Consider the following 19,802-nt stretch of genomic DNA (forward strand, 5'->3'; position numbering starts at 1 on the left):
GGTGGGTTCCTTCAGATCAGGTCGGCCATCGCGGGCTCCGTCCTCCGCACCAGGCGCAGGCCCAGGAACAGCAGGCCGACGGCCAGCGCCACGGACAGCGCGGCCGGCAGAGCATCGGGCGCCGCGGTGCCCAGCAGGGCGCCGCGCGCGCCCTCGATCACCGTCACCATGGGGTTCAAACGGTAGAGCGTGCCCAGCGCGCCGGGGATCATATGGGCGGGATAGATCACGGGGGCGGCCACCATCAGCACCTGGGTGGTCAGCGGCAGCAGGTGGCCCACGTCACGGAAGCGCAGCACCAGGGCCGACAGGAACAGGGCGGCCCCCGCCCCGGTGACGAACAGCAGCGCCAACGGGCCCGCCAGCAACAGCCACCGCGCCTGGGGCCAGATGCCGAACGCCGCCAGCAGCCCGACCAGACAGGCCAGTCCCGCCACCACATCCACCGCCGCCACCATCAGGGAGGCCATGGGCATGTGCACGCGGGGGAAGTAGACCTTGGTGACGAAATGGGCTTGGTGGAGGATGCTGGCGCTGGCGTCCGTCAGCGCGCGGGAAAAGAACTGCCACAGCACCAGGCCCGTGAACGCGAACACGGGATAAGGGACGTCACCCCCCGTGGGCACGCCCAGCAGATGGCCGAAAACGCCCCAGTACACCAGCATCAGCAACAACGGTTGCAGGATGGCCCATCCTGCGCCCAGCCAGGTCTGACGATAGCGCGCCTTCAGGCTGCGCCGGGCCAGCATCAGGGCGATGCGGCGTGTGCGCCAAGCCTCCACCAGCCAGGGAAGCAAGCCAGCGCCCGCCGGGGTTATGAGGGTGACGTCCGCTGGCGATGCGCCGCGAAAGGGGGCCGGACTCATGCAGCTCCCCCGCACTCCCGCAGAGTCATACGCGCGACCGCCGGCTTGGGGCGATCGCAATCCGCGACAAATATGCCTTTCGACATGGGCGACCCTAGACTTTCGGTGAAGGACGCAGATATGCCCTATCACTGCCGCGTGGGCCGAATCCTGTCGCGTGGAACAAAGGCGTCAGTCAGGTGCCCCAGGAAGCGGGAACGCCCTCCTGATGTCCATCGGCATAGGTCGCCCGGCCCATCGCACATCATGGCCAGCCGGGCGACCGTGCCGGAACCGGTGCGCGCCCGGCTGGACACCAGCCTGGCCGCCATGACGGCGGACGGATGGATGGCCCCCGCAGGCGCCGGCGCCGCGCTGACGCTGACACCCGATCAGTGGAGTGGACCGTGGTCCAGAACCGCGACCAGCCGATCCAACCCTTCCCCTGTGCCGGTCTGGCGCTGCCGTCCCGCCGCCTCGCCCCCCGACAGGATCGCCACCTGCTCCGTGAACGTCGCCCTGGTGCCACCCGCCAGGGCCGTCAGCGTTATGGTGACCAGCGAGGCGGACAGGCGGGTGCCGCCGAAGCTCATCTCATAGGCGTAGATGATGCGCTGGCCGGGCACGATGTCCAGGTAGTGGGCGTGGAAGGTCAGTTCCTGGCCGTCGGGCGTGCGCCACCGCTTCACCTCCAGGCCACCCACCCGGAAGTCGAAACCGTCCTCCAGCACCTGCCAATCGGCATGGCAGCTGGTCCACCGGGCCTTCAGGTCGGCCTCTGACCAGAACCGGAAGGCATGCCTGGGGCTGGCCGCCAGATCCCGTTCGACGACGAAGCTGGTGTGCACGATCGGGTCGTTCCCGGCAATTCGTGGCGCTGTCATTCCTGGCTATCCTCCGGTATGTCGGCAAGGGCGGCGGCCAGCCGGTCGAAGGCCGCGTTCACCGCGGCCTGGCGTTGGGCCACCCACTCATTGATCGGGCTGAACGCGCCCGGGCTGATGGCGTAGATCCGCTCCCGCCCCATCTTGCGCGAGGCGACCAGCCCGCCGTCCTCCAGCACCCGCAAATGCTTGAGCGCCGAGGGCAGCCGCATGCCGATGGGTTCGGCCAATTCCTTGACGGAGGCAGGGCGGGCGCACAGCCGTTCCACCATCGCCCGGCGGCCGGGATCGGCCAGGGCCGTGAAGATGAGGTCAAGCGCGCCCACGTCCAATTAGGTCACCTCGCGAGCGGCGAGGCCTTGCCGGCCCGCCCAACAGTTTCCGTTGATAGAAACTATTGGGCGGTCGTCCGCTTGTCAATGACAGTTTCCGTCATCGGAAACTGTTGCGGCCGAAGTGATCAGTGCGCGCCGCCGGCATCCGCCCCGGCGCCCGCCTTCCTCAGGAACAGGATGGCGACGGCCGACAGGGCCATGGCGCTGCCCAACAGGAAGAAGGCGTCGCTGTAGGCCATCAGCCAGGCCTGGGTACGGATGCCGCTGTCGACCTCCGCCACCGCCTGGCGCCAGGCGGTGATGGCGTCGGGCACGCCATGGGCCAGGAACTTCTGCTGCAGGGCGGCCAGGTGCTGGCGGGTGCTTTCGCCGAACAGGCTGACCTGGCCGGTCATGACATTGGAATGGAACTGTTCCCGCTTGGTCAGCCAGGTCTGGGTCAGCGCGATGCCCACGGCACCGCCCAGGTTGCGCATCATGTTGAACAGGCCGGAGGCGGAGCCCGCGTTCTCCTTCTCGATGCCGCCGGTGGCCAGCACCGACAACGGCGTCATGACCAGGGCCTGGCCGAAGGCGCGAACGATGTTGGGCCAGAACAGCTGGTCGGACGCGCTGCCCAGCCACAGGTGGATGTTCATGAAGTTGCTGCCGGCGAAGACCGCCGCCCCCACCAGCGCCAGCCAGCGGGCGTCGAACCGCTTCATCAGCAGGGGCACCAGCGGGATCAGCACCAGCTGCGGCAGCCCGACCCAGGCCATGACGGAACCGATCTGCTGCGCGTTGTAGCCCTGGATTTGACCTAGGTAACGCGGCAGCAGGTAGGAGGAGGCGTAGAGCACCACGCCCAGCAGCACGTTGGCGACGATGCCCAGCCCGAAATTACGCCGCGCCAGCAGGCGCAGGTTCAACAACGGCTTCTGCACCCTCAGCTCGATGACCAGGAAGGCCGCCAGCGCCACGGCGGCGATGACCGCCAGGCGCACGATGTAGGGGGAGCCGAACCAGTCGTCCTTGTTGCCTTCCTCCAGCACCGTCTGCAGGCAGGCCAGGCCCACGGCCATGGTGGCGATGCCCCACCAGTCGCCCTGGCGCAGCAGCGACAGGCGCAGGGGCGCCCGCTCCAGCGAGGCCCACAGGGCCGCCACCATGAACACGCCCGGCACCAGGTTGATGTAGAAGATGTATTTCCAGCCGTAGGTCTCGGTCAGGTAACCGCCGATGGTGGGCCCGATGGCCGGGGCGAAGGTGGCGGTCAGCGCGAACAGCGCCAGGCCCAGCGGATGCCGCGACTTGGGCAGCAGGGTGATGATCAGGGTGAAGGCCATGGGAATCAGCACACCGCCGCAGAAGCCCTGGATGGCGCGCAGCACGATCATCTGTTCCAGGTTCTGCGCGAAGGCGCAGGCGACGGAGAAAACCAGGAACAGGACGGTGTTGGTGATCAGGTAGCGGCGCACGCTGAACACCTGGCTCATGAAACCGGACAGCGGGATGACGATGATCTCGCCGATCAGATAGGCGGTGGCGATCCACCCGCCGTCATCCACGCCGGCACCGATGCCGCCCTGGATGTCGGCCAGCGAGGCGTTGACGATCTGGATGTTCAGCACCGCCATGAAGGCGCCCAGCACCGACCCCAGCACCGCCAGCCAGGTCATGAAGGGCACATGGTCGGTCGATGCGGGGGAAGCGGCCCGGCTTCCGTCATGGGAAATCCCATGGGGGGAAGCCAGGCCGCTCGCCGGCGGCAGGGTGCGGGGGAGGTTGCCGCCGGCGGTGGGGGAATTGTCGAAGGGAGCCATGGCGAAGGCGCCTTAATGCTGTGCGGGGGCCCCTGGCCTGGCGGGCCACAGGGCGAAGGCCCTTAACGGGCCATGGGATAGAGGCCGGTGGTGCTGGTCGCCAGCTGCGGCGCCTGGGGGCTACGAACCGGCTGGGTCCGTGTGTCGATCACCGGCTCGGCCGACATGCCGGGGCGCAGCAGGCCCGCCAACGGCTGGCCCTGGTCCAGCACGATCTTGATGGGGATGCGCTGCACGATCTTGGTGAAGTTGCCGGTGGCGTTGTCCGGCGGCAGCAAGGCGAAGCTGGTGCCGCTGGCGGGCGACAGGCTGTCCACCCGGCCCTTCAGGGTGGTGCCAGGAAAGCTGTCGACCGTCACCCGCACCGGCTGGCCCGGACGCACCCCGGTCAGCTGGGTCTCCTTGAAATTGGCCAGGACATAGACCTGGGACAGGGGCACCACGGCCATCAGCTGCGTACCGGCCTGAACCAGCTGGCCCACCCGCAGGCTGCGGGCGCCCACCGTGCCGTCGATGGGCGCGGCGATGGTGGTGTAGGACAGGTTCAGTTCCGCCTGACGGGCCACGGCCTGGGCGCGGTCCAGCACGGTGGCGGCCTTGGCCTCGGCCGTGGCCAGCACATCGACCTGCTTCTGCGCCGCCACCAGGGCGGCCTGGTCACGCTGCAGGGTGGAGGCCTTGTCCGTCACCGCCGCCTCGGTCTGCTGGGCGCGCTGCACGGTGCCGAAGCCGGTCTTCATCAGGTCGCGATAGCGGTCGCGGTCCTGGCGGGCGAAGGTCAGGTTGGCCTGGTCGGCGGTCAGCGCCGCCTGGGCCTGGGCCACGACCGCCTGCTGCTGTGTGCGCTGGGCCTGGATGTTGCGGATGTCGGCCTCGGCCGTGGCCACATCGGCCTTGGCCTGATCCAGCGCCGTGCGGAAGTCGCGGTCGTCGATGCGGGCCAGCACCTGGCCGGCCTTCACCGGCTGGTTGTCTTCCACCAACACTTCCGCGACATAACCCGACACCTTGGGCGCCACCGTCGTATAGTCGGCCTGGACATAGGCGTCATCGGTCGATTCGAGGAATCGTCCCGTCTTCCAATAGTAATTGCCACCGGCGGCGGCCCCACCCAAAAGCGCCACGGCCGCGACGGCGCCCGCCAATACTTTTATGGAAGACTTCTTTACAAGTCCGCTCACCGCTACTCTCCTTGACATCCGGTTCCCGCAAGGACGACCGGTACCGTGCCGGCCCCAGGAAAGCGGGGCCGGGCGTAAACCGGAAGGTCGGCGGGAGGGACCATTTCGCTATGGTCCGTTTCGTAAGTGTAAGGTAGTGTCAAACCGGCGTGAGGAGCACTGCGACAAACGAAACGCTGTGTAGCGTTTCATCGTCCCGGACCAGCGACGCGCGTCACAGACCGGCCCCGCCCAAACAGGGGCCGGCTTAATAATCGGGGCTTCACTGCGAGAGCGAGGAGAGAGGGTGACGGATAAAGCAGCCATGCGGGGGCCTGGACGGCCCCGGTCGGATCAGGCCAGGGATGCCATCCTGGACGCGGCCTTTCAGTTGTTGGAAGAAAACGGCCTGGAGCGGTTCACCATCGAGGGGGTGGCCGCGCGGTCGGGCACGGCGAAGAACACCATTTACCGCTGGTGGCCAGGCAAGGGGGGCCTGGCCATGGAAGCGCTGCTCGCCCCATGCGAGTTGGGCGTGCCCATCCCCCACACCGCGTCGGCGGTGGCCGACCTGCGCGCCGTGCTGGACGGCATCGCCCACAGCTTCGCCGGCGCCACAGGCCGGGTGGTGGCCAGCATCGTCCTGGCCGGCCAGAACGACCCCAGCACCCTAAAGGTCTATCATGAAAAGGTGGTGAATCCGCGACGCCAGCACCTGCGCAACATCATTGAGCGGGGCAAGCGCAACGGGGAATTCCGTCCCGACCTGCATGTGGAAACGATGGTGGAGGCCATGTACGGCGCGCTCTACACCCGCCTGCTGATCCGCTTCAGCCCACTGGACGAGCCCGGCTGGATGGACCGCCACATCAGCCAGCTGCTGGAAGGCGCCCTGCCCCGACCGCTGTGCAACCAGCGGGGCTGAGCATACGAAAAGGGCGCGGAGTCAGGGGACTCCGCGCCTTCATTTTTGACGTACGAAGATTTACGCGGCCAACGCCCGGGGCGGGCCTTTCACCGCCGCCGCGCGCGGAGCCTGGCGGTTGCGCTCTAGCGCTTGGTCGCGCAGCGTCATCAAGGCACGGGCCCAGTCACCCAGTTCATCACCCCGCGCCGCCGCATCCATCACCGCGCGCAGATCACCGCCACCAACGCCCAGGAAACGCGCCAGCGGGCGACGGGCGAGAATCAACAGCAAGGCTGTCACGGCCATCATGGCCACGGCCATGCCCAGCACGCCGCTCCAGGCCATCAGCCGGCCTGTCCGCGCCTGCAGGCGCGCAGCCTCGGCCGCCAGGCCATCCATGTCCTGAGTCCTGGCCTCGATAAAGGCCTGGGCCAGGCCGGCGGCCTTGGCGTCTTGCGGCCCCACGTCAGTGCGCAGGCGCAGCAGCGCGCCGGCATCGTCGCCCGACCGTACCGTGGCGACCACGGCAGCCATCTCAGTCATCACCTGGGCCTGCGGCACAAGGAAGGCGGCATCGGGCGCGCGATCGCGCACGGCGGCGACCAGGGCGCGCATCTCATCCAGCCGGCCCGCGGCGCGGTCGGCGAAGGCGGTGCGATCGGCGGCGGGCTCCAGCAGGGTGTTCAGCGCGTCACGCTGCACGGTGCGGCTCAGGGCACGCACGTCGGAGGCCTGCACCAGCAGGGTCCGCGCCTGGTCCAGGGACTGGGCCACCCGCACCGTCCCATCCTGACCAAGCTGGCCGGCAGCCACCAACAGACCGCCCAAGGCGACGACACCAATGACAGGCAACACCAACTGGACCTTCAGTCGCATTTCTATAAATCCCCCGGATCGTTTCATGGTCCCACCGGCAAGAACGCCTTGGGACAAGTCACCTCGCTTGCTGGAAATCCGACTGGCGGTTTCGGTTCAACCCACCAGCCCCTCCTACAATCATCAGCAGAAAGCATCCTGACCGCGTGGTCAATGAGTATTGACCCCACATAACCCAATGGTCAGATGATTTTTTAAGGTGGCACGGGCCATCCAATTCGGGCGTCAGCCTGGGTGCGATGCAACATTTACAGGCGTGTTCGTATCATCGGCATGACGCTCGGTAGTTAACATACCGTTAAGTATTTGAGCATTTGATGCTGGAAGGGCGGCCACGATTCTCCACCCATCGCCGCGCGATCGAGGCGCGCCTCTGTGGCATCGCCGCCGCAGCAGGCCAGCCATCCGCCCCGCGCCTGCGCCCAACCCTTTCCCCTCCGCACCACGGAAGTGGTATGGTCCGCGCCAATTGATGGGTGATCTCAAGGACCGGACGGGCCGATGGCCGAAAAGCAGCGACTGTTCATCACCGGGGCGACGGGGTTCGTCGGCGCCGCCGTGGCCCGCGCGGCCCTGGCGCGCGGCCACGACGTCACCGTGCTGAAGCGCCCGGCCACGCCGCCCACCAACCTGGCCGGCCTGGACGTGGACGTGGTGGAAGGCGACCTGAACGACCGGGACAGCCTGGCGCGCGGCATGACGGGGGCGGACGCGTTGCTGCATGTGGCGGCCGACTACCGCCTATGGGCGCCCAACCCGGAAGAGATCGTCCAGAACAATGTGCGCGGCACCCGCGCCATCATGGAACTGGCACTGGAGCACCGCCTGAAGCGGGTGGTCTATACCAGCAGCGTGGCCGTGCTGGCGCCCCGCACCGATGGCGTGGCGGTGGACGAGCGCGCGGTGATGGCGCCGGACGCCGCCATCGGCGCCTACAAGCGAAGCAAGATCCTGGCGGAACAGGCCGTGCTGGACCTGGTGGCGAAGGACGGCCTGCCGGCCGTCATCGTCAATCCGTCCACCCCCATCGGCCCCCGCGACCTGCGCCCCACCCCCACCGGCCGCATCATCGTGGAAGCGGCCACGGGCAAGATGCCGGCCTTCGTCGACACCGGCCTGAACCTGGTGCACGTCGACGACGTGGCGGAGGGCCATATGCTGGCCTTCGAGAAGGGGCGGGTGGGCGAGCGCTACATCCTGGGCGGGCAGGACGTGTCCCTGCAGCGGATGCTGGCCGACATCGCCGCGCTCGTCGGCCGCAAGCCCCCCACCGTGGCGGTGCCGCGCGGCCTGATCCTGCCCATCGCCGTGGTGGCGGAGGCGGTGGCCAAGGTGACGAAGCGGGAGCCCTTCGTAACCGTGGACGGCCTGCGCATGTCAAAATACCGCATGTTCTTTTCCTCGGCGAAAGCCGAAGCGGAACTGGGCTACACCGCCCGTCCCTACGGCCAGGCCCTGGCCGACGCCCTCACCTGGTTCAAGACCGCGGGGTACCTTGGATGAGCCTGATCTTCCTCATCGGCGCTGTCAGCCTGGCGGTCTGGGTGATCCTGGTGTTCGCGCGCGGGCTGTTCTGGCTGGGGCTGGAGCGGGACGACATGGCCCTGGTGCCGGCCAACAAGCCCGGCGACCTGCCCAGCGGCCCCGCCTATTCCCATGGCGGGCTGGAGGGCGGCTGGCCGTCCGTCACCGCCATCATCCCGGCCCGCAATGAGGCCGACGGCATCGCCCAGGTTATCACCTCGCTGGGCGCGCAGGATTATCCCGGCACCCTGAACATCGTCCTGGTGGACGACGGCAGCGACGACGGCACCGCCGAGCTGGCCCGCCACGCGGCGGAGTCCTCCGGGTCCACCGCCGTCCTGACCGTGCTGACGGGGGCGGACCTGGCCCCGGGCTGGACCGGGAAGCTGTGGGCCGTGCGCCAAGGCATTGATCATGTCCAGGCCGGCGACTTCCCGCCCGATTACCTGTGGCTTACCGACGCCGACATCGCCTACGCGCCCGACACGCTGACCCGTCTGGTCACCCGCGCGCAGACGGAGAATCGCGTGCTGGTCAGCCTGATGGCCAAGCTGCGCTGCCAGAGCTGGGCGGAGAAGCTGTTCATTCCGGCCTTCATCTACTTCTTCCAGATGCTGTATCCCTTCGGGCGGGTGAACGACAGCGGGTCCACCGTGGCCGCAGCCGCCGGCGGCTGCATGCTGGTGGAACGCCGGGCGCTGGCGCGGGCCGGCGGCATCGACAGCATCCGCGACGCCCTGATCGACGATTGCGCCCTGGGCCGCCGGCTGAAGACCCAAGGGTCCATCTGGCTGGGCCTGAGCGACCGGGCCGTCAGCCTGCGCGCCTATGACAAGGTGGATGACATCCGCCGTATGGTCATCCGCAGCGCCTACGCGCAGTTGAACTATTCACCCGCTCTGCTGGCGGGCACCGTGCTGGGCATGCTGCTGACCTATGTGGCGCCGCTGCTGCTGGCGCTGTTCGACCGCGAGGCGGCGGGCATCTTCGGCGCCATTGCCCTGGGCCTCATGCTGACTAGTTTCGCCCCCATCCAGGGGTTCTATCGCCTGTCGCCTATGCGGGCCATCACCTTGCCGCTGATCGGCATCGTCTATACCGTGTGGACCGTGGACAGCGCGGTGCAGCACCTGATGGGCCGCGGCGGCATGTGGAAGGGCCGCGCCCAAGGCCAGCACGTGCACCCCGTCCAGCCGGTGACGAACCAGCCAGGGTCAGGACAGAGCGGAACCACCACCCCATGACGGCAGCCAACCACCGCACCGGCAAGGGCCACCAGGACGAGAACTTCCCCGTCGCCTCGCTGATCATCCGGAAGGACGTGCGCGGGCCGGTGATGGCCTATTACGCCTACGCCCGGGTGGCTGACGACGTGTCGGACAGCCCCATCCTGGCGCCGGACATGAAGCTGAAACTGCTGGACGCCATGGGCGCCAGCCTGCGGGGCGAGCGCGAGAACGAGCCGGAGGCTGTGGCCCTGCGCGAGGCGCTGCGCGAACGCGGCCTGTCCGACCAGCATGCCCTGGATCTGCTGACCGCCTTCCGCCGCGACGTCACCCAGCTGCGCTACCACGACTGGGACGACCTGATCGATTATTGCCGCTATTCCGCCATGCCGGTGGGGCGGTACGTCCTGGATGTGCACGGCGAAAGCCGCGACACCTGGCCGGCATCGGACGCGCTGTGCGCCGCCCTGCAGGTCATCAACCACCTGCAGGATTGCGGCAAGGACAAGCGGGCGTTGGACCGCGTGTACATTCCCTTGCCGATGCTGATCGGTGCCGATCTTACACCCGACGCGCTGCTGGAACCGCAGGCGCCGCCGGCCCTGCTGGACATCATCCGCCACCTGGCCCAGCGCACCGATGCCCTGCTGGACCAGGCGGAGCCGCTGGCCGCCCAGGTCAAGGACCTGCGCCTGGCCATCGAGGTCGCCATCATCCAGCGCCTGGCCCGCCGTCTGGTGCGCCTGCTGCTGATCCGCGACCCCCTGTCGGACCGCGTGCATCTGACCAAGCTGGAAACGCTGGGCATCGCCGCTGGTGCCGCCCTGTCCACCTTGTGGCGACGGCTGACCGGTGGCCAGACCACGGCCGTCCTGCCGGCGGGGAAGAAGCCATGAGCGTGGCCGCCGAGATGACTGAGAACACCCCAGAGAACACCCCTCAGGCCGAGGCCGCGGCCAAGTCCGCCAGCGGCAGCTCGTTCTACACCGCCATGCGCGTCCTGCCCCCGGCGGAACGCGACGCCATGTTCCACATCTACGCCTTCTGCCGGGCGGTGGACGACATCGCCGACGGCGACGACCCCACCATCGCCGCCAGCAAGGCGGCCCGGCGCGAGGCGCTGGACGTCTGGCGGCGCGACATCGCCGCCGTCTGCCAGGGCCAAGGCCCCGCCAGCCTGGCCGGCCTGCAAGCCGCCACCCTGCGCTTCGGCCTGCGCCATGACGATTTCATCGCCGTCATCGACGGCATGCAGATGGACCTGGACGCCGACATCCAGGCGCCGGACATGGCGACCCTGGACCTGTACTGCGACCGGGTGGCCAGCGCGGTGGGCCGCCTGTCCGTCCGCGTCTTCGGCATGCCGGAGGACAGCGGCGTCGCGCTGTCCCATCACCTGGGCCGCGCCCTGCAACTGACCAACGTGTTGCGCGACGTGGATGAGGACGCGGCCATCAACCGGCTGTACCTGCCGGCGGAGCTGCTGCGGAAGCACGGCATCACCGCCACCGATCCGGACACGGTGATGGCCGATCCGCGCATCGACGGCGTGGCCCGCGACCTGGCCGCGCGCGCCGCCGAGCATTTCCGCGAGGCCGACCGCCTGTTGGCGGCGGCCCCCCGCCGCGCCGCCCGGGCCCCGCGCCTGATGCGTGACGTCTATAAGGTGTACCTGGACCGCCTGCTGGTGCGCGGCTGGGCCGGGCCCCGCCCCAAGGTCCGCATCGCCAAGCCGCACCTGCTGTGGATCGTGCTGAAGGCCTTCCTGTTCTGATGACCACCGCCCCCAATTCCTCCGGGCCGATAGTCCATATCGTCGGCGCCGGTTTGGCCGGCTTGGCCGCCGCCGTCCGCCTGACCCAGCAGGGCGCCCGCGTCCGCCTGTATGAGGCGGCGGCCCAGGCTGGCGGCCGCTGCCGGTCGTACGACGAACCGAACCTGGGCGTGCGTATCGACAACGGCAGCCACCTGATGGTCAGCGGCAACCATGCGGCCATGTCGTATCTGCGCGCCACCCACGGTCCCGCCCGCCAACCGGCGCTGGAGAAGGTGGAGTACCGGTTCTGGGATGGCGCCACCGGCCGGCGCTGGCAGGTGCGGCCCAACGACGGCAAGCTGCCCTGGTGGGCGCTCGTCCCCTCGCGCCGGGTGCCCGGCACAAAGGCCGCCGATTACCTGGCTGGATGGAAGCTGATGCGCGCCGACCCGCTGGCCCCCATCGGCAACGTGCTGGCCTGTTCCGGCCCGGCCTGGGACACCTTCTTCCGCCCGGTGCTGCTGGCGGCATTGAACACCGAGCCGGAGCGGTCGGCCGCGGGACTGGCCGGCGCCATCATCCGCGAGACCCTGGCCCAGGGCGGGGCCGCCTATCAGCCGCTGCTGGCCAGCGGCGGCCTGTCGCCCGTCTTCGTCGACCCGGCGCTGGACTGGCTGGCGGCCAACGGGGCGACCGTGGCATGGCGCCGCCGCCTGCGCGGCCTGATCCGAGCGGATCAGATGGTCACGGGACTTGATTTCGGTACCGAAATAATTCCGATCGGGCCCGATGACCGGGTGGTGCTGGCGGTGCCGGCCTGGGTGGCGGCCGACCTGCTGCCCGGCCTGACCACGCCGACGGAACACCGCTCCATCCTGAACGTTCATTTCCGCCTGGACCGGCCGGCGGACATGCCGCGCATGACCGGAATGATCAACACCGTGGGCGAGTGGGCTTTCGCCTATGACGACCATCTGTCGGTGACGGTCAGCGGCGCCGACCGCCTGATGGAGTCGGACCGGGAAGAGACCGCGCGCACCATCTGGGGTGAGATCGCGGCCCTGGCCGGGCTGCCATCCGACACCCCAATGCCCGCCTGGCAAGTGGTGAAGGAGAAGCGCGCCACCTTTGCCGCACTGCCAGAACAGGCGAAGCGTCGCCCGAATGCAACGGCCGCCGGAAAAAACCTTGCGCTGGCAGGGGATTGGACCGCTACCGGATTGCCATCCACCATCGAAGGCGCCATACGTTCAGGATTCACTGCTGCGGATGCGATCCTGACCGCACGGTGAACGGCCTGAGCATTTCAGGCATGAGCCAAGGGTGTGCGCTGGCGCACAGCCCGGCTCGGCGTTTGTTGAATCATCCCGCTTCAGGTTAAGTCGCGTTCGTAGAGGTCGCTTGGTCATGGATGTTCGTATGGAAGCCGATTTCGTCGGCACCGGCGCCGCTTCGGCGCGCGTCAACGAAGGGGTGCTGCAGCAGTCGATCGACCGCGCCGCCCGCGTCCTGATGGACCGCCAGGTGGCCGATGGCCACTGGGTGTTCGACCTGGAGGCGGACGCCACCATCCCGGCCGAATACATCCTGCTGAAGCACCACCTGGGCGAGGAGCCGGATGCGGAAATCGCGCGCCGCATCGGCAATTACCTGCGCCGCATCCAGGGCAACCATGGTGGCTGGCCGCTGTTCCACAACGGTGCCTTCAACATCAGCGCCAGCGTGAAGGCCTACTTCGCGTTGAAAGCCATCGGCGACGACATCGACGCCCCACACATGGCCCGCGCCCGCCAAGCCATCCGCGACAACGGCGGGGCGGCCGCCAGCAACGTCTTCACCCGCATCATGCTGGCCCAGTTCGGCGCCGTGCCGTGGACCGCCGTGCCGGTGATGCCGGTGGAAATCATGCTGCTGCCCAGGTGGTTCCCCTTCCACCTGACCAAGATCAGCTATTGGGCGCGCACCGTCATCGTGCCGCTGCTGATCCTGATGGCGCTGAAATCCAAGGCCAAGAACCCGCGCAACCTGCGCATCGACGAACTGTTCCTGGTGCCGGCCGACCAGGTGAAGTCCTGGCCCAAGGCGCCGCATGTGAAGAAACCCTGGGGCGAGATCTTCGGCGTCATCGACCGCGTGCTGCGCGTGGTCCAGCCCCATTTCCCCCGGAAGAGCCGGGACAAGGCCATCGAAAAGGCCGTGGCCTTCGTGCGGGAGCGCCTGAACGGCGAGGATGGTCTGGGCGCCATCTATCCCGCCATGGCCAATACCGTCATGATGTTCGACCTGCTGGGCTGGTCGCCCAAACATCCCGAGGTCGCGACCGCCCGTCATGCCATCGAGAAGCTGCTGGTGATCGACGAGGCGCGGGACGAGGCCTTCTGCCAGCCCTGCGTCAGCCCCGTCTGGGACACCAGCCTGCTGTGCCATGCCCTGTTGGAAGTGGGCACGGACGAGGCGCTGGCCCGCACCGGCCAGGCCCTGGAATGGCTGAAGGGTGAACAGGTGCTGGACGTGAAGGGCGACTGGGCCGACCAGCGCCCCACCGTCCGCCCCGGCGGCTGGGCCTTCCAGTACGGCAACGACCATTACCCCGACCTGGACGACACCGCCGTGGTGGTGATGGCGTTCAACCGCGCCCAGCCACAGCTGGCCGCCGCCGGCCTGCCTGCCGACTACGACATGACCGTGGCGCGCGGCGCGGAGTGGGTGGAGGGCCTGCAGAGCCGCAACGGCGGCTGGGGCGCGTTCGACGCCGACAACACCCACTATTACCTGAATTACATCCCCTTCTCCGACCATGGCGCCCTGCTGGACCCGCCGACCTCCGACGTCACCGGCCGCTGCCTGGGCATGATGGCCCAGCTGGGCGCCGACAAGGACGGCAAGGCCATGCGGGAAGGCGTCGACTACCTGCTGAAGGAGCAGGAGAAGGACGGCAGCTGGTTCGGCCGCTGGGGCGTCAATTACATCTATGGCACCTGGTCCGCCCTGAACGGCCTGAACGCCGCCGGCCTTTCGCCCGACCACCCCGCCATGAAGCGGGCTGTGGATTGGCTGGTGCAGATCCAGAACCCCGATGGCGGCTGGGGCGAGGATTGCGAGAGCTACGCCCTGGATTACAGCGGCTACCAGCCCTTCCCTTCCACCGCCTCGCAAACCGCCTGGGCCCTGCTGGGCCTGATGGCGGCCGGCGCCGTGGAGCACCCGGCCGTGGCGCGCGGCATCGACTGGCTGACGCGCAACCAGGGTGAGGACGGCCTGTGGAAGGAAGAGTATTACAGTGGCGGCGGCTTCCCCCGTATCTTCTACCTGCGCTACCACGGCTATTCGAAGTACTTCCCCCTGTGGGCCATGGCGCGCTATCGCAACCTGTCCAACAGCAACAGCAAGCTGGTCAGTGTCGGCCTGTGACGAAAAGGACGCCTGTAAAGGGCCATTTTTAAAACTGTAAATCGCCGCGACTGCGGGTAATAAAGACGCCTGGAGGGTTCGCCTTCCAGGCGTTTTGCTTGGGTGTTTGGGAAAGTTGGCATGAGTAAGGCTCAACGGCGCGTCGTGGCGCGCCCCGTCATCGTCGTCACCGGCCTGAGGCGGGAGGCCGCGATCGCCCAAGGGCGCGGCTGGCTGCCGCTGGTCAGCGCCGGGGACCTGGAACGGACGGAGCGGGAGCTGGCCGCCCACGCCCCCAATGCCTGCGGCTTCCTGAGCTTCGGCTTGGCCGGTGGCCTACAGCCGGGGCTGGAACCCGGAACCCTGGTCGTCGCCAACCGCATCATCACCGACGACGGTGATTTCCTGCCCGATGCGGAGTGGACGGCGGGCCTGGCCGACGCCCTGCCCCGGGCCATGGTGGCGCCAGTGGCGGGGCAGGCGCGCATCGTCAACACGGTGGCGGGCAAGCAAGCCCTGTTCGCGGCCACGGGGGCGGCGGTGGTCGACACCGAATCCCAAATCGCGGCCCGGGTGGGCGCCCGCTTCGGTGTGCCGGTGGCCGTGCTGCGCGCCGTGTGCGACCCGGCCCACATGACCCTGCCGCCGGCCGCGATGGCCCCCCTGAAACGCGACGGGACGCCGGATCCGGCGCGGATCCTGGCGTCCCTGTGGCGTCAGCCGGGCCAGATCCCGCAACTGCTGCGGCTGGCCCGGGATTCCGAGGCGGCGTTTAAGGCCTTACTCGGCGGCTTTGCTGGCGTCGCGCGCGCGGATGTCAGCCAGCGCCTTCTCAACATGGCGTGAGAACACGAACTCCGCCGGGCGCTGATTCTCCAGGCTGATTTCCGGTGCCATGTCGCCGGTGACCTTCACGCCGCGCAGGCCGACCCAGGCGGCCTTCAGCGGGTTGGCCAGCGTGTCGGTGACGGCGGACGCCTCATACCCGCAATGGACCATGCAGTCGGCGCACTTCTCATAGTTGCCGGTGCCGTACTTGTCCCAATCCGTGTCCTCCATCAGCTCCTTGAAGGTCTTGGCATAGCCTTCGCCCAGGAGATAGCAGGGACGCTGCCAGCCGAAATAGGTGCGGCAGGGGTTGCCCCACGGGGTGCAGTGGTATTCCTGGTTGCCGGCCAGGAAGTCCAGGAACATGGCGGACTGGTTGAACCGCCAATTCTTGCCGCCGTTGCCGCGCTTGAAGATCTCACGGAACAGGTTCTTGGTGGCCGTGCGGTTCAGGAAATGCTGCTGGTCGGGCGCCCGCTCGTAGGCATAGCCTGGCGAGACGGTGATGCCTTCCACGCCCATCTCCATGACGCTGTCGAAGAAGCGCGCCACGCGTTCCGGATCGGCGTCGTTGAAGAAGGTGCAGTTGATGCTGACGCGGAAACCACGGTCCTTCGCCGCCTTGATGGCGGCCACGGCGCGGTCGTAGGTGCCCTTCTGACAGACCGACTTGTCGTGCGCCTCGCGGTCGCCGTCCAGGTGCACCGACCAGGTGAAGAAGGGGCTGGGCTTGAACAGGTCCAGCTTCTTTTCCATCAGCAGCGCGTTGGTGCACAGGATGGCGTACTTCTTCTTGGCGATGATCCCTTCGACCATCTTGTCGATTTCTTTGTGCAGCAGCGGCTCACCGCCGGCGATCACCACCACGGGCGCGCCGCACTCATCCACCGCCGACAGGCAATCCTCCAGCGGCAGGCGCTGGTTCAGGATCTCATCGGGGTAGTCGATCTTGCCGCAACCGGCGCACGCCAGGTTGCACCGGAACAGCGGTTCCAGCATGAGGACCAAGGGGTAGCGCTTCACGCCCGTCAGCCGCTTCTTGAGAAGATACGAGCCGATACGGACGACCTGATGCAGCGGAATACCCATGCCTTCAATCTCCTTGAACCCCAGCGCCATTAACTTGCGGCGGCGCGGGTTGAAACGTTTTGTCTACCGAATTGGCGCCCAAAAGACCACCAACCGGCATGCGCGTCAGGCCAGCGTTTCAGGCAGGCGGAACTGAACGTCTTCCACGATGCCCGGCAATGTCGACAGTTCGATGGGACCCAGGCGCCGCAGCGCCGCGATCACACCGTCCACCAGTACTTCCGGGGCCGAGGCCCCGGCTGTGACGCCCACCACACTGCGACCGGCCAGCCAGGCCGGATCGATGGCGCCCTCATCAGGGACAAGGTAGCTGGGCACGCCCAGTTCCTCACCAATTTCCCGCAAACGGTTCGAATTGGAACTGTTTGCCGACCCAACCACTAAGATAAGGTCGGCAACCTTGGCCAAATCTCGTACCGCCGCCTGCCGATTCTGGGTCGCGTAGCAGATATCCTTGGTTTCCGGCCCGAGAACGTCGACGAATCGGCACTTCAGCGCCTGGATGATGGATCGCGTGTCATCCACGCTGAGCGTGGTCTGCGTCACATAGGCCAATGGCGTATCCGGCGCCAAGGGCAAGGCCTCGACGTCATCGACGCTGGACACCAGATGGGTATGCCCCGGTATCTGGCCAAGGGTGCCTTCCACCTCGGCATGGCCAGCGTGGCCGATCAGGATGACCGTCCGGCCCTGCGCCACATACCGCTTGCCCTCGCTGTGCACCTTGGCCACCAGCGGGCAGGTGGCGTCGACGACACGCAGGTCGCGCCGCCGCGCCTCCGCCTCCACGGATTGGGAAACCCCGTGGGCGCTGAAGATGGTCAGGGCGCCCGCCGGCACCTCCGCCAGGTCCTCCACGAACCGGGCCCCCTTGGCCCGCAAGCTCTCGACCACGTGCTCGTTATGGACAATCTCATGCCGCACATAAATGGGTGCGCCGTGGCGTTCCAGCGCGCGCTCGACGATGTCGATGGCGCGGACCACTCCGGCGCAGAAGCCCCGCGGCTGGGCGAGAACTACCTGCATTGCGGAAAACCCCTGGAAGGACACCCCAAGTCCATTCTTCCCAATGGACCGGCTAGAGCACCCCACTTGCACATGTTAGCGATACCAACAGTCCTCTGCCGAACGGGATTCGACAGGTCCATATTGGCCACGGATGGTAAAACCGACCCCCCGCCCCGATCGAACCCGGGGGATTGATACCCGTGCCAATCGAATCCGCCACCGCCCTATGGTCACGCCAGACTTGCACAAAATTTGAGGGGTGCCAATGCGCTACGATTGCTTGCGCACGGTCCGCTTCATGTGTGGCATCGCGGCAACGGGGGGCCTAGACCTTGGGTATCGGCATCTTTAATAGATGAGAAGCATCCGCATCTTGCTCTATGGCGGGGAAACGCTGTGACGTTGCGCACAACCGCAACAAAATGCCGCGCCGGCCGCAACCGCGATATCCGGAACCATGACGCACGGCCCTTGATCCCGATCATCCCAGCCCGGACGATGGCGGAAAGAATTGACATAACCGCTGTCGCGTCCGAAACCGACCCCGTACAACTGTCGTCCGAGGCGGTCCGCGGCCAGCGGACCCCGGCTGTTGTGTGCGGGACCCGGCAGTGTCCCCATTCCAACCCCGGTCCTGGCCCCACCCACTGGTGGCTTTCGGGGTTTCCCGCCCATTCCTGAGGTTCCAGAGGAGAACACCCCCCGTGTCGACCATCCGGCCCCCCGTTTCCCGCCCCACCCCCCGCATCGGTGCCGCCCCTCGGCTGGCCCTTGGCCTGGTGGCGCTCGCCGGTGCCGCGCTGGCGCCCCTGCTGGTCCCCACCGCGGCTGAGGCCCACGCCATCGTCATCGACAGCAATCCCAAGGTGAACGACACGCTGGGCGTGGGCGGCAATGTGCTGAAAGTGCACTTCAACAGCCGAATCGACCGCGCGCGGTCCAAACTGACCATCATCGCCGCCGACAAGACGGAGGTGCCGGTGACCATGCAGGCAAGCCCGGACGACGAGACGCTGACCGGCCAGGTCACCCTGCCCTTCGCCGGCAGCTTCAAGCTGCGCTGGCAGGTGCTGGCCGTCGACGGGCACACCACCCGTGGCGATATCCCCTTCACCGTGACCCAGCCGTAATCGGGGACCGCCGCACGTGGATACTCTCGTCGATATTTTTGGTTACCTGACCGTCGTCCTGAATGGCGTCAACCTGGTGGCCATGACCATGGCCTTCGGCAGCGTGCTGTTCCTGACCTGCCTGGCCCTGCCGCTGGCGCCCAAGCTGAAGCTGTCCGCCGACGTGGTGGCGGAGGCCGGCGCCCGCTATGCCCGCTGGGGCGGCATCGCCACCGTGATCGCCACCGCCGCCTCGCTGACGCTGAACGCCCTGGTGCTGTCCGGTACGCTGGACATGCCGGTGCTGCAGGTGGCCGGCGCCTTCTTCATCGAGGCCGGTATCGTCCAGACCCTGGCGGCGCTGGCCATCGTGGTGGTGGCGCGCGGACACATGACCCGGCCCCGTGTCGTGGCGCTGACCCTGCTGGCCCTGGTCATGCTGGTGGCGTCGCTGGCCACCAGCCACGCGGCCGCCCGCCCGGGTGAGCGCGTGTGGATGCTGCTGGCCACATTCTCCCACATCCTGGGTGCCGGGCTGTGGCTGGGCGGCCTGCCGGCCTTCCTGTCGTCGCTGGGCCAGGCCCAGTCGCGCGACGAGGGGGCCGCCATCGGCCAGCGTTACAGCCTGATGTCCATCACCGGCGTTATGCTGATCGTGCTGGGCGCCATCGGCATCAGCATCGGCTTCATCGGCGGCCTGCAGGGCTTCTACGGCACGGCCTATGGCGCCATGGCGGCGACCAAAGGGGCCATGCTGGGCATCCTGCTGCTGCTGGGCCTGGGCAACTTCCGCACCATCCGCCGCTTCGCCGCCGGCCAGGGCGAGAGCCTGACCCGCGTGCGCCGCTTCGTGGAGGTGGAGATCGCCTTCGCCATCGCCATCCTGCTGGCCGCCGGGTCCATCACCTCGCAGCCGCCGGCCATCGACCTGACGGACGACCGCGCCAGCTGGGCCGAGGTGATCGAGCGGATGACCCCCGTCATCCCACCGCGCCTGGGAAAGCCCAGCCACGACAGCCTGGCCATCCCGCCCTGCAGGAGAGCTGGACAAGAATGGCACAGC

18 protein-coding genes are annotated in these 19,802 nt (G+C 67.7%); 10 read left to right on the forward strand and 8 right to left on the reverse strand.

Going from position 1 to position 19,802, the window contains the following annotated elements:
- Positions 1 to 11: 11 nt before the first annotated feature.
- From I55_RS17395 to I55_RS17415, 5 genes are all read right to left on the reverse strand, one after another.
- Complete coding sequence (locus tag I55_RS17395; RefSeq protein WP_044561839.1) at positions 12 to 866, reverse strand: ABC transporter permease; 855 nt, start codon at positions 864 to 866, stop codon at positions 12 to 14.
- Between the two features lie 371 nt (positions 867 to 1,237).
- A complete protein-coding gene (locus tag I55_RS17400; RefSeq protein WP_044561840.1) occupies positions 1,238 to 1,729 on the reverse strand; it encodes an SRPBCC family protein in 492 nt (163 codons plus the stop codon).
- Positions 1,726 to 2,055, reverse strand: a complete 330-nt coding sequence (locus I55_RS17405) for a helix-turn-helix transcriptional regulator (RefSeq protein WP_252181191.1) — start codon at positions 2,053 to 2,055, stop codon at positions 1,726 to 1,728. The genes I55_RS17400 and I55_RS17405 overlap by 4 nt, the downstream gene beginning before the upstream one ends.
- A gap of 134 nt (positions 2,056 to 2,189) precedes the next feature.
- Complete coding sequence (locus I55_RS17410) at positions 2,190 to 3,866, reverse strand: MDR family MFS transporter (protein WP_252181192.1); 1,677 nt, start codon at positions 3,864 to 3,866, stop codon at positions 2,190 to 2,192.
- 62 nt (positions 3,867 to 3,928) lie between these two features.
- On the reverse strand, positions 3,929 to 5,047 hold the full coding sequence (locus tag I55_RS17415) for an HlyD family secretion protein (protein ID WP_252181193.1): 1,119 nt from the start codon (positions 5,045 to 5,047) through the stop codon (positions 3,929 to 3,931).
- 286 nt (positions 5,048 to 5,333) lie between these two features.
- Here I55_RS17415 and I55_RS17420 point away from each other — a divergent pair, with 286 nt between their 5' ends.
- The gene (locus tag I55_RS17420; protein ID WP_148293798.1) at positions 5,334 to 5,951 is read left to right on the forward strand and encodes a TetR/AcrR family transcriptional regulator; all 618 of its coding nucleotides are present in this window, start codon (positions 5,334 to 5,336) and stop codon (positions 5,949 to 5,951) included.
- Positions 5,952 to 6,011: 60 nt separating this feature from the next.
- On the opposite strand, the gene I55_RS17425 is transcribed toward I55_RS17420, so the two are convergent.
- Positions 6,012 to 6,809 carry a hypothetical protein gene (locus I55_RS17425; protein WP_044561844.1) on the reverse strand — a complete coding sequence of 266 codons (798 nt, stop codon included), beginning with the start codon at positions 6,807 to 6,809 and terminating at the stop codon, positions 6,012 to 6,014.
- Positions 6,810 to 7,310: 501 nt separating this feature from the next.
- Between I55_RS17425 and hpnA the strand changes: the two genes are divergently transcribed.
- The 7 genes from hpnA to I55_RS17460 all read left to right on the forward strand — a co-directional run bounded on the left by hpnA (position 7,311) and on the right by I55_RS17460 (position 15,551).
- Positions 7,311 to 8,312, forward strand: a complete 1,002-nt coding sequence (gene hpnA / locus I55_RS17430; RefSeq protein WP_044561845.1) for a hopanoid-associated sugar epimerase — start codon at positions 7,311 to 7,313, stop codon at positions 8,310 to 8,312.
- Positions 8,309 to 9,577 (forward strand): glycosyltransferase, encoded by a 1,269-nt coding sequence (locus tag I55_RS17435; protein ID WP_044561846.1) that lies wholly within the window; start codon positions 8,309 to 8,311, stop codon positions 9,575 to 9,577. Before hpnA ends, I55_RS17435 begins: the two co-directional genes overlap by 4 nt.
- Complete coding sequence (gene hpnC, locus I55_RS17440; RefSeq protein ID WP_044561847.1) at positions 9,574 to 10,455, forward strand: squalene synthase HpnC; 882 nt, start codon at positions 9,574 to 9,576, stop codon at positions 10,453 to 10,455. The genes I55_RS17435 and hpnC overlap by 4 nt, the downstream gene beginning before the upstream one ends.
- The gene (hpnD, locus tag I55_RS17445) at positions 10,452 to 11,333 is read left to right on the forward strand and encodes a presqualene diphosphate synthase HpnD (protein WP_083901194.1); all 882 of its coding nucleotides are present in this window, start codon (positions 10,452 to 10,454) and stop codon (positions 11,331 to 11,333) included. Before hpnC ends, hpnD begins: the two co-directional genes overlap by 4 nt.
- Entirely contained in the window at positions 11,333 to 12,607 is a 1,275-nt protein-coding gene (gene hpnE / locus I55_RS17450; RefSeq protein ID WP_044561848.1) for a hydroxysqualene dehydroxylase HpnE, read from the forward strand. Before hpnD ends, hpnE begins: the two co-directional genes overlap by 1 nt.
- A 127-nt stretch (positions 12,608 to 12,734) precedes the next feature.
- Entirely contained in the window at positions 12,735 to 14,726 is a 1,992-nt protein-coding gene (gene shc, locus I55_RS17455; RefSeq protein WP_044561849.1) for a squalene--hopene cyclase, read from the forward strand.
- A 120-nt stretch (positions 14,727 to 14,846) separates the two neighbouring features.
- A complete protein-coding gene (locus tag I55_RS17460) occupies positions 14,847 to 15,551 on the forward strand; it encodes a hypothetical protein (RefSeq protein ID WP_044561850.1) in 705 nt (234 codons plus the stop codon).
- On the opposite strand, the gene hpnH is transcribed toward I55_RS17460, so the two are convergent.
- Positions 15,486 to 16,622: an adenosyl-hopene transferase HpnH gene (hpnH, locus tag I55_RS17465; protein ID WP_044561863.1), complete on the reverse strand. Its 1,137-nt coding sequence runs from the start codon at positions 16,620 to 16,622 to the stop codon at positions 15,486 to 15,488. The genes I55_RS17460 and hpnH overlap by 66 nt on opposite strands.
- Positions 16,623 to 16,727: 105 nt before the next feature.
- Positions 16,728 to 17,648: a 4-hydroxy-3-methylbut-2-enyl diphosphate reductase gene (gene ispH / locus I55_RS17470; RefSeq protein WP_044561851.1), complete on the reverse strand. Its 921-nt coding sequence runs from the start codon at positions 17,646 to 17,648 to the stop codon at positions 16,728 to 16,730.
- Positions 17,649 to 18,334: 686 nt separating this feature from the next.
- Here ispH and I55_RS17475 point away from each other — a divergent pair.
- Complete coding sequence (locus I55_RS17475; protein ID WP_049974228.1) at positions 18,335 to 18,760, forward strand: copper resistance CopC family protein; 426 nt, start codon at positions 18,335 to 18,337, stop codon at positions 18,758 to 18,760.
- Positions 18,761 to 18,776: 16 nt separating this feature from the next.
- Positions 18,777 to 19,802: CopD family protein (locus I55_RS17480; RefSeq protein ID WP_044561852.1), on the forward strand; the 1,026-nt coding region annotated here is incomplete at its 3' end.

Source organism: Azospirillum sp. B4 (genome assembly GCF_000333275.1).
Classification (GTDB): domain Bacteria; phylum Pseudomonadota; class Alphaproteobacteria; order Azospirillales; family Azospirillaceae; genus Nitrospirillum.

Excerpts from the sequence above, each read along its gene's own strand:
- I55_RS17395 (WP_044561839.1), bottom strand. The coding sequence starts at position 866 with ATGAGTCCGGCCCCCTTTCGCGGCGCATCGCCAGCGGACGTCACCCTC.
- I55_RS17400 (WP_044561840.1), bottom strand. The coding sequence starts at position 1,729 with ATGACAGCGCCACGAATTGCCGGGAACGACCCGATCGTGCACACCAGC.
- I55_RS17410 (WP_252181192.1), bottom strand. The coding sequence starts at position 3,866 with ATGGCTCCCTTCGACAATTCCCCCACCGCCGGCGGCAACCTCCCCCGC.
- I55_RS17425 (WP_044561844.1), bottom strand. The coding sequence starts at position 6,809 with ATGCGACTGAAGGTCCAGTTGGTGTTGCCTGTCATTGGTGTCGTCGCC.
- hpnA (WP_044561845.1), top strand. The coding sequence starts at position 7,311 with ATGGCCGAAAAGCAGCGACTGTTCATCACCGGGGCGACGGGGTTCGTC.
- I55_RS17435 (WP_044561846.1), top strand. The coding sequence starts at position 8,309 with ATGAGCCTGATCTTCCTCATCGGCGCTGTCAGCCTGGCGGTCTGGGTG.
- hpnC (WP_044561847.1), top strand. The coding sequence starts at position 9,574 with ATGACGGCAGCCAACCACCGCACCGGCAAGGGCCACCAGGACGAGAAC.
- hpnD (WP_083901194.1), top strand. The coding sequence starts at position 10,452 with ATGAGCGTGGCCGCCGAGATGACTGAGAACACCCCAGAGAACACCCCT.
- hpnE (WP_044561848.1), top strand. The coding sequence starts at position 11,333 with ATGACCACCGCCCCCAATTCCTCCGGGCCGATAGTCCATATCGTCGGC.
- shc (WP_044561849.1), top strand. The coding sequence starts at position 12,735 with ATGGAAGCCGATTTCGTCGGCACCGGCGCCGCTTCGGCGCGCGTCAAC.
- I55_RS17460 (WP_044561850.1), top strand. The coding sequence starts at position 14,847 with ATGAGTAAGGCTCAACGGCGCGTCGTGGCGCGCCCCGTCATCGTCGTC.
- hpnH (WP_044561863.1), bottom strand. The coding sequence starts at position 16,622 with ATGGGTATTCCGCTGCATCAGGTCGTCCGTATCGGCTCGTATCTTCTC.
- ispH (WP_044561851.1), bottom strand. The coding sequence starts at position 17,648 with ATGCAGGTAGTTCTCGCCCAGCCGCGGGGCTTCTGCGCCGGAGTGGTC.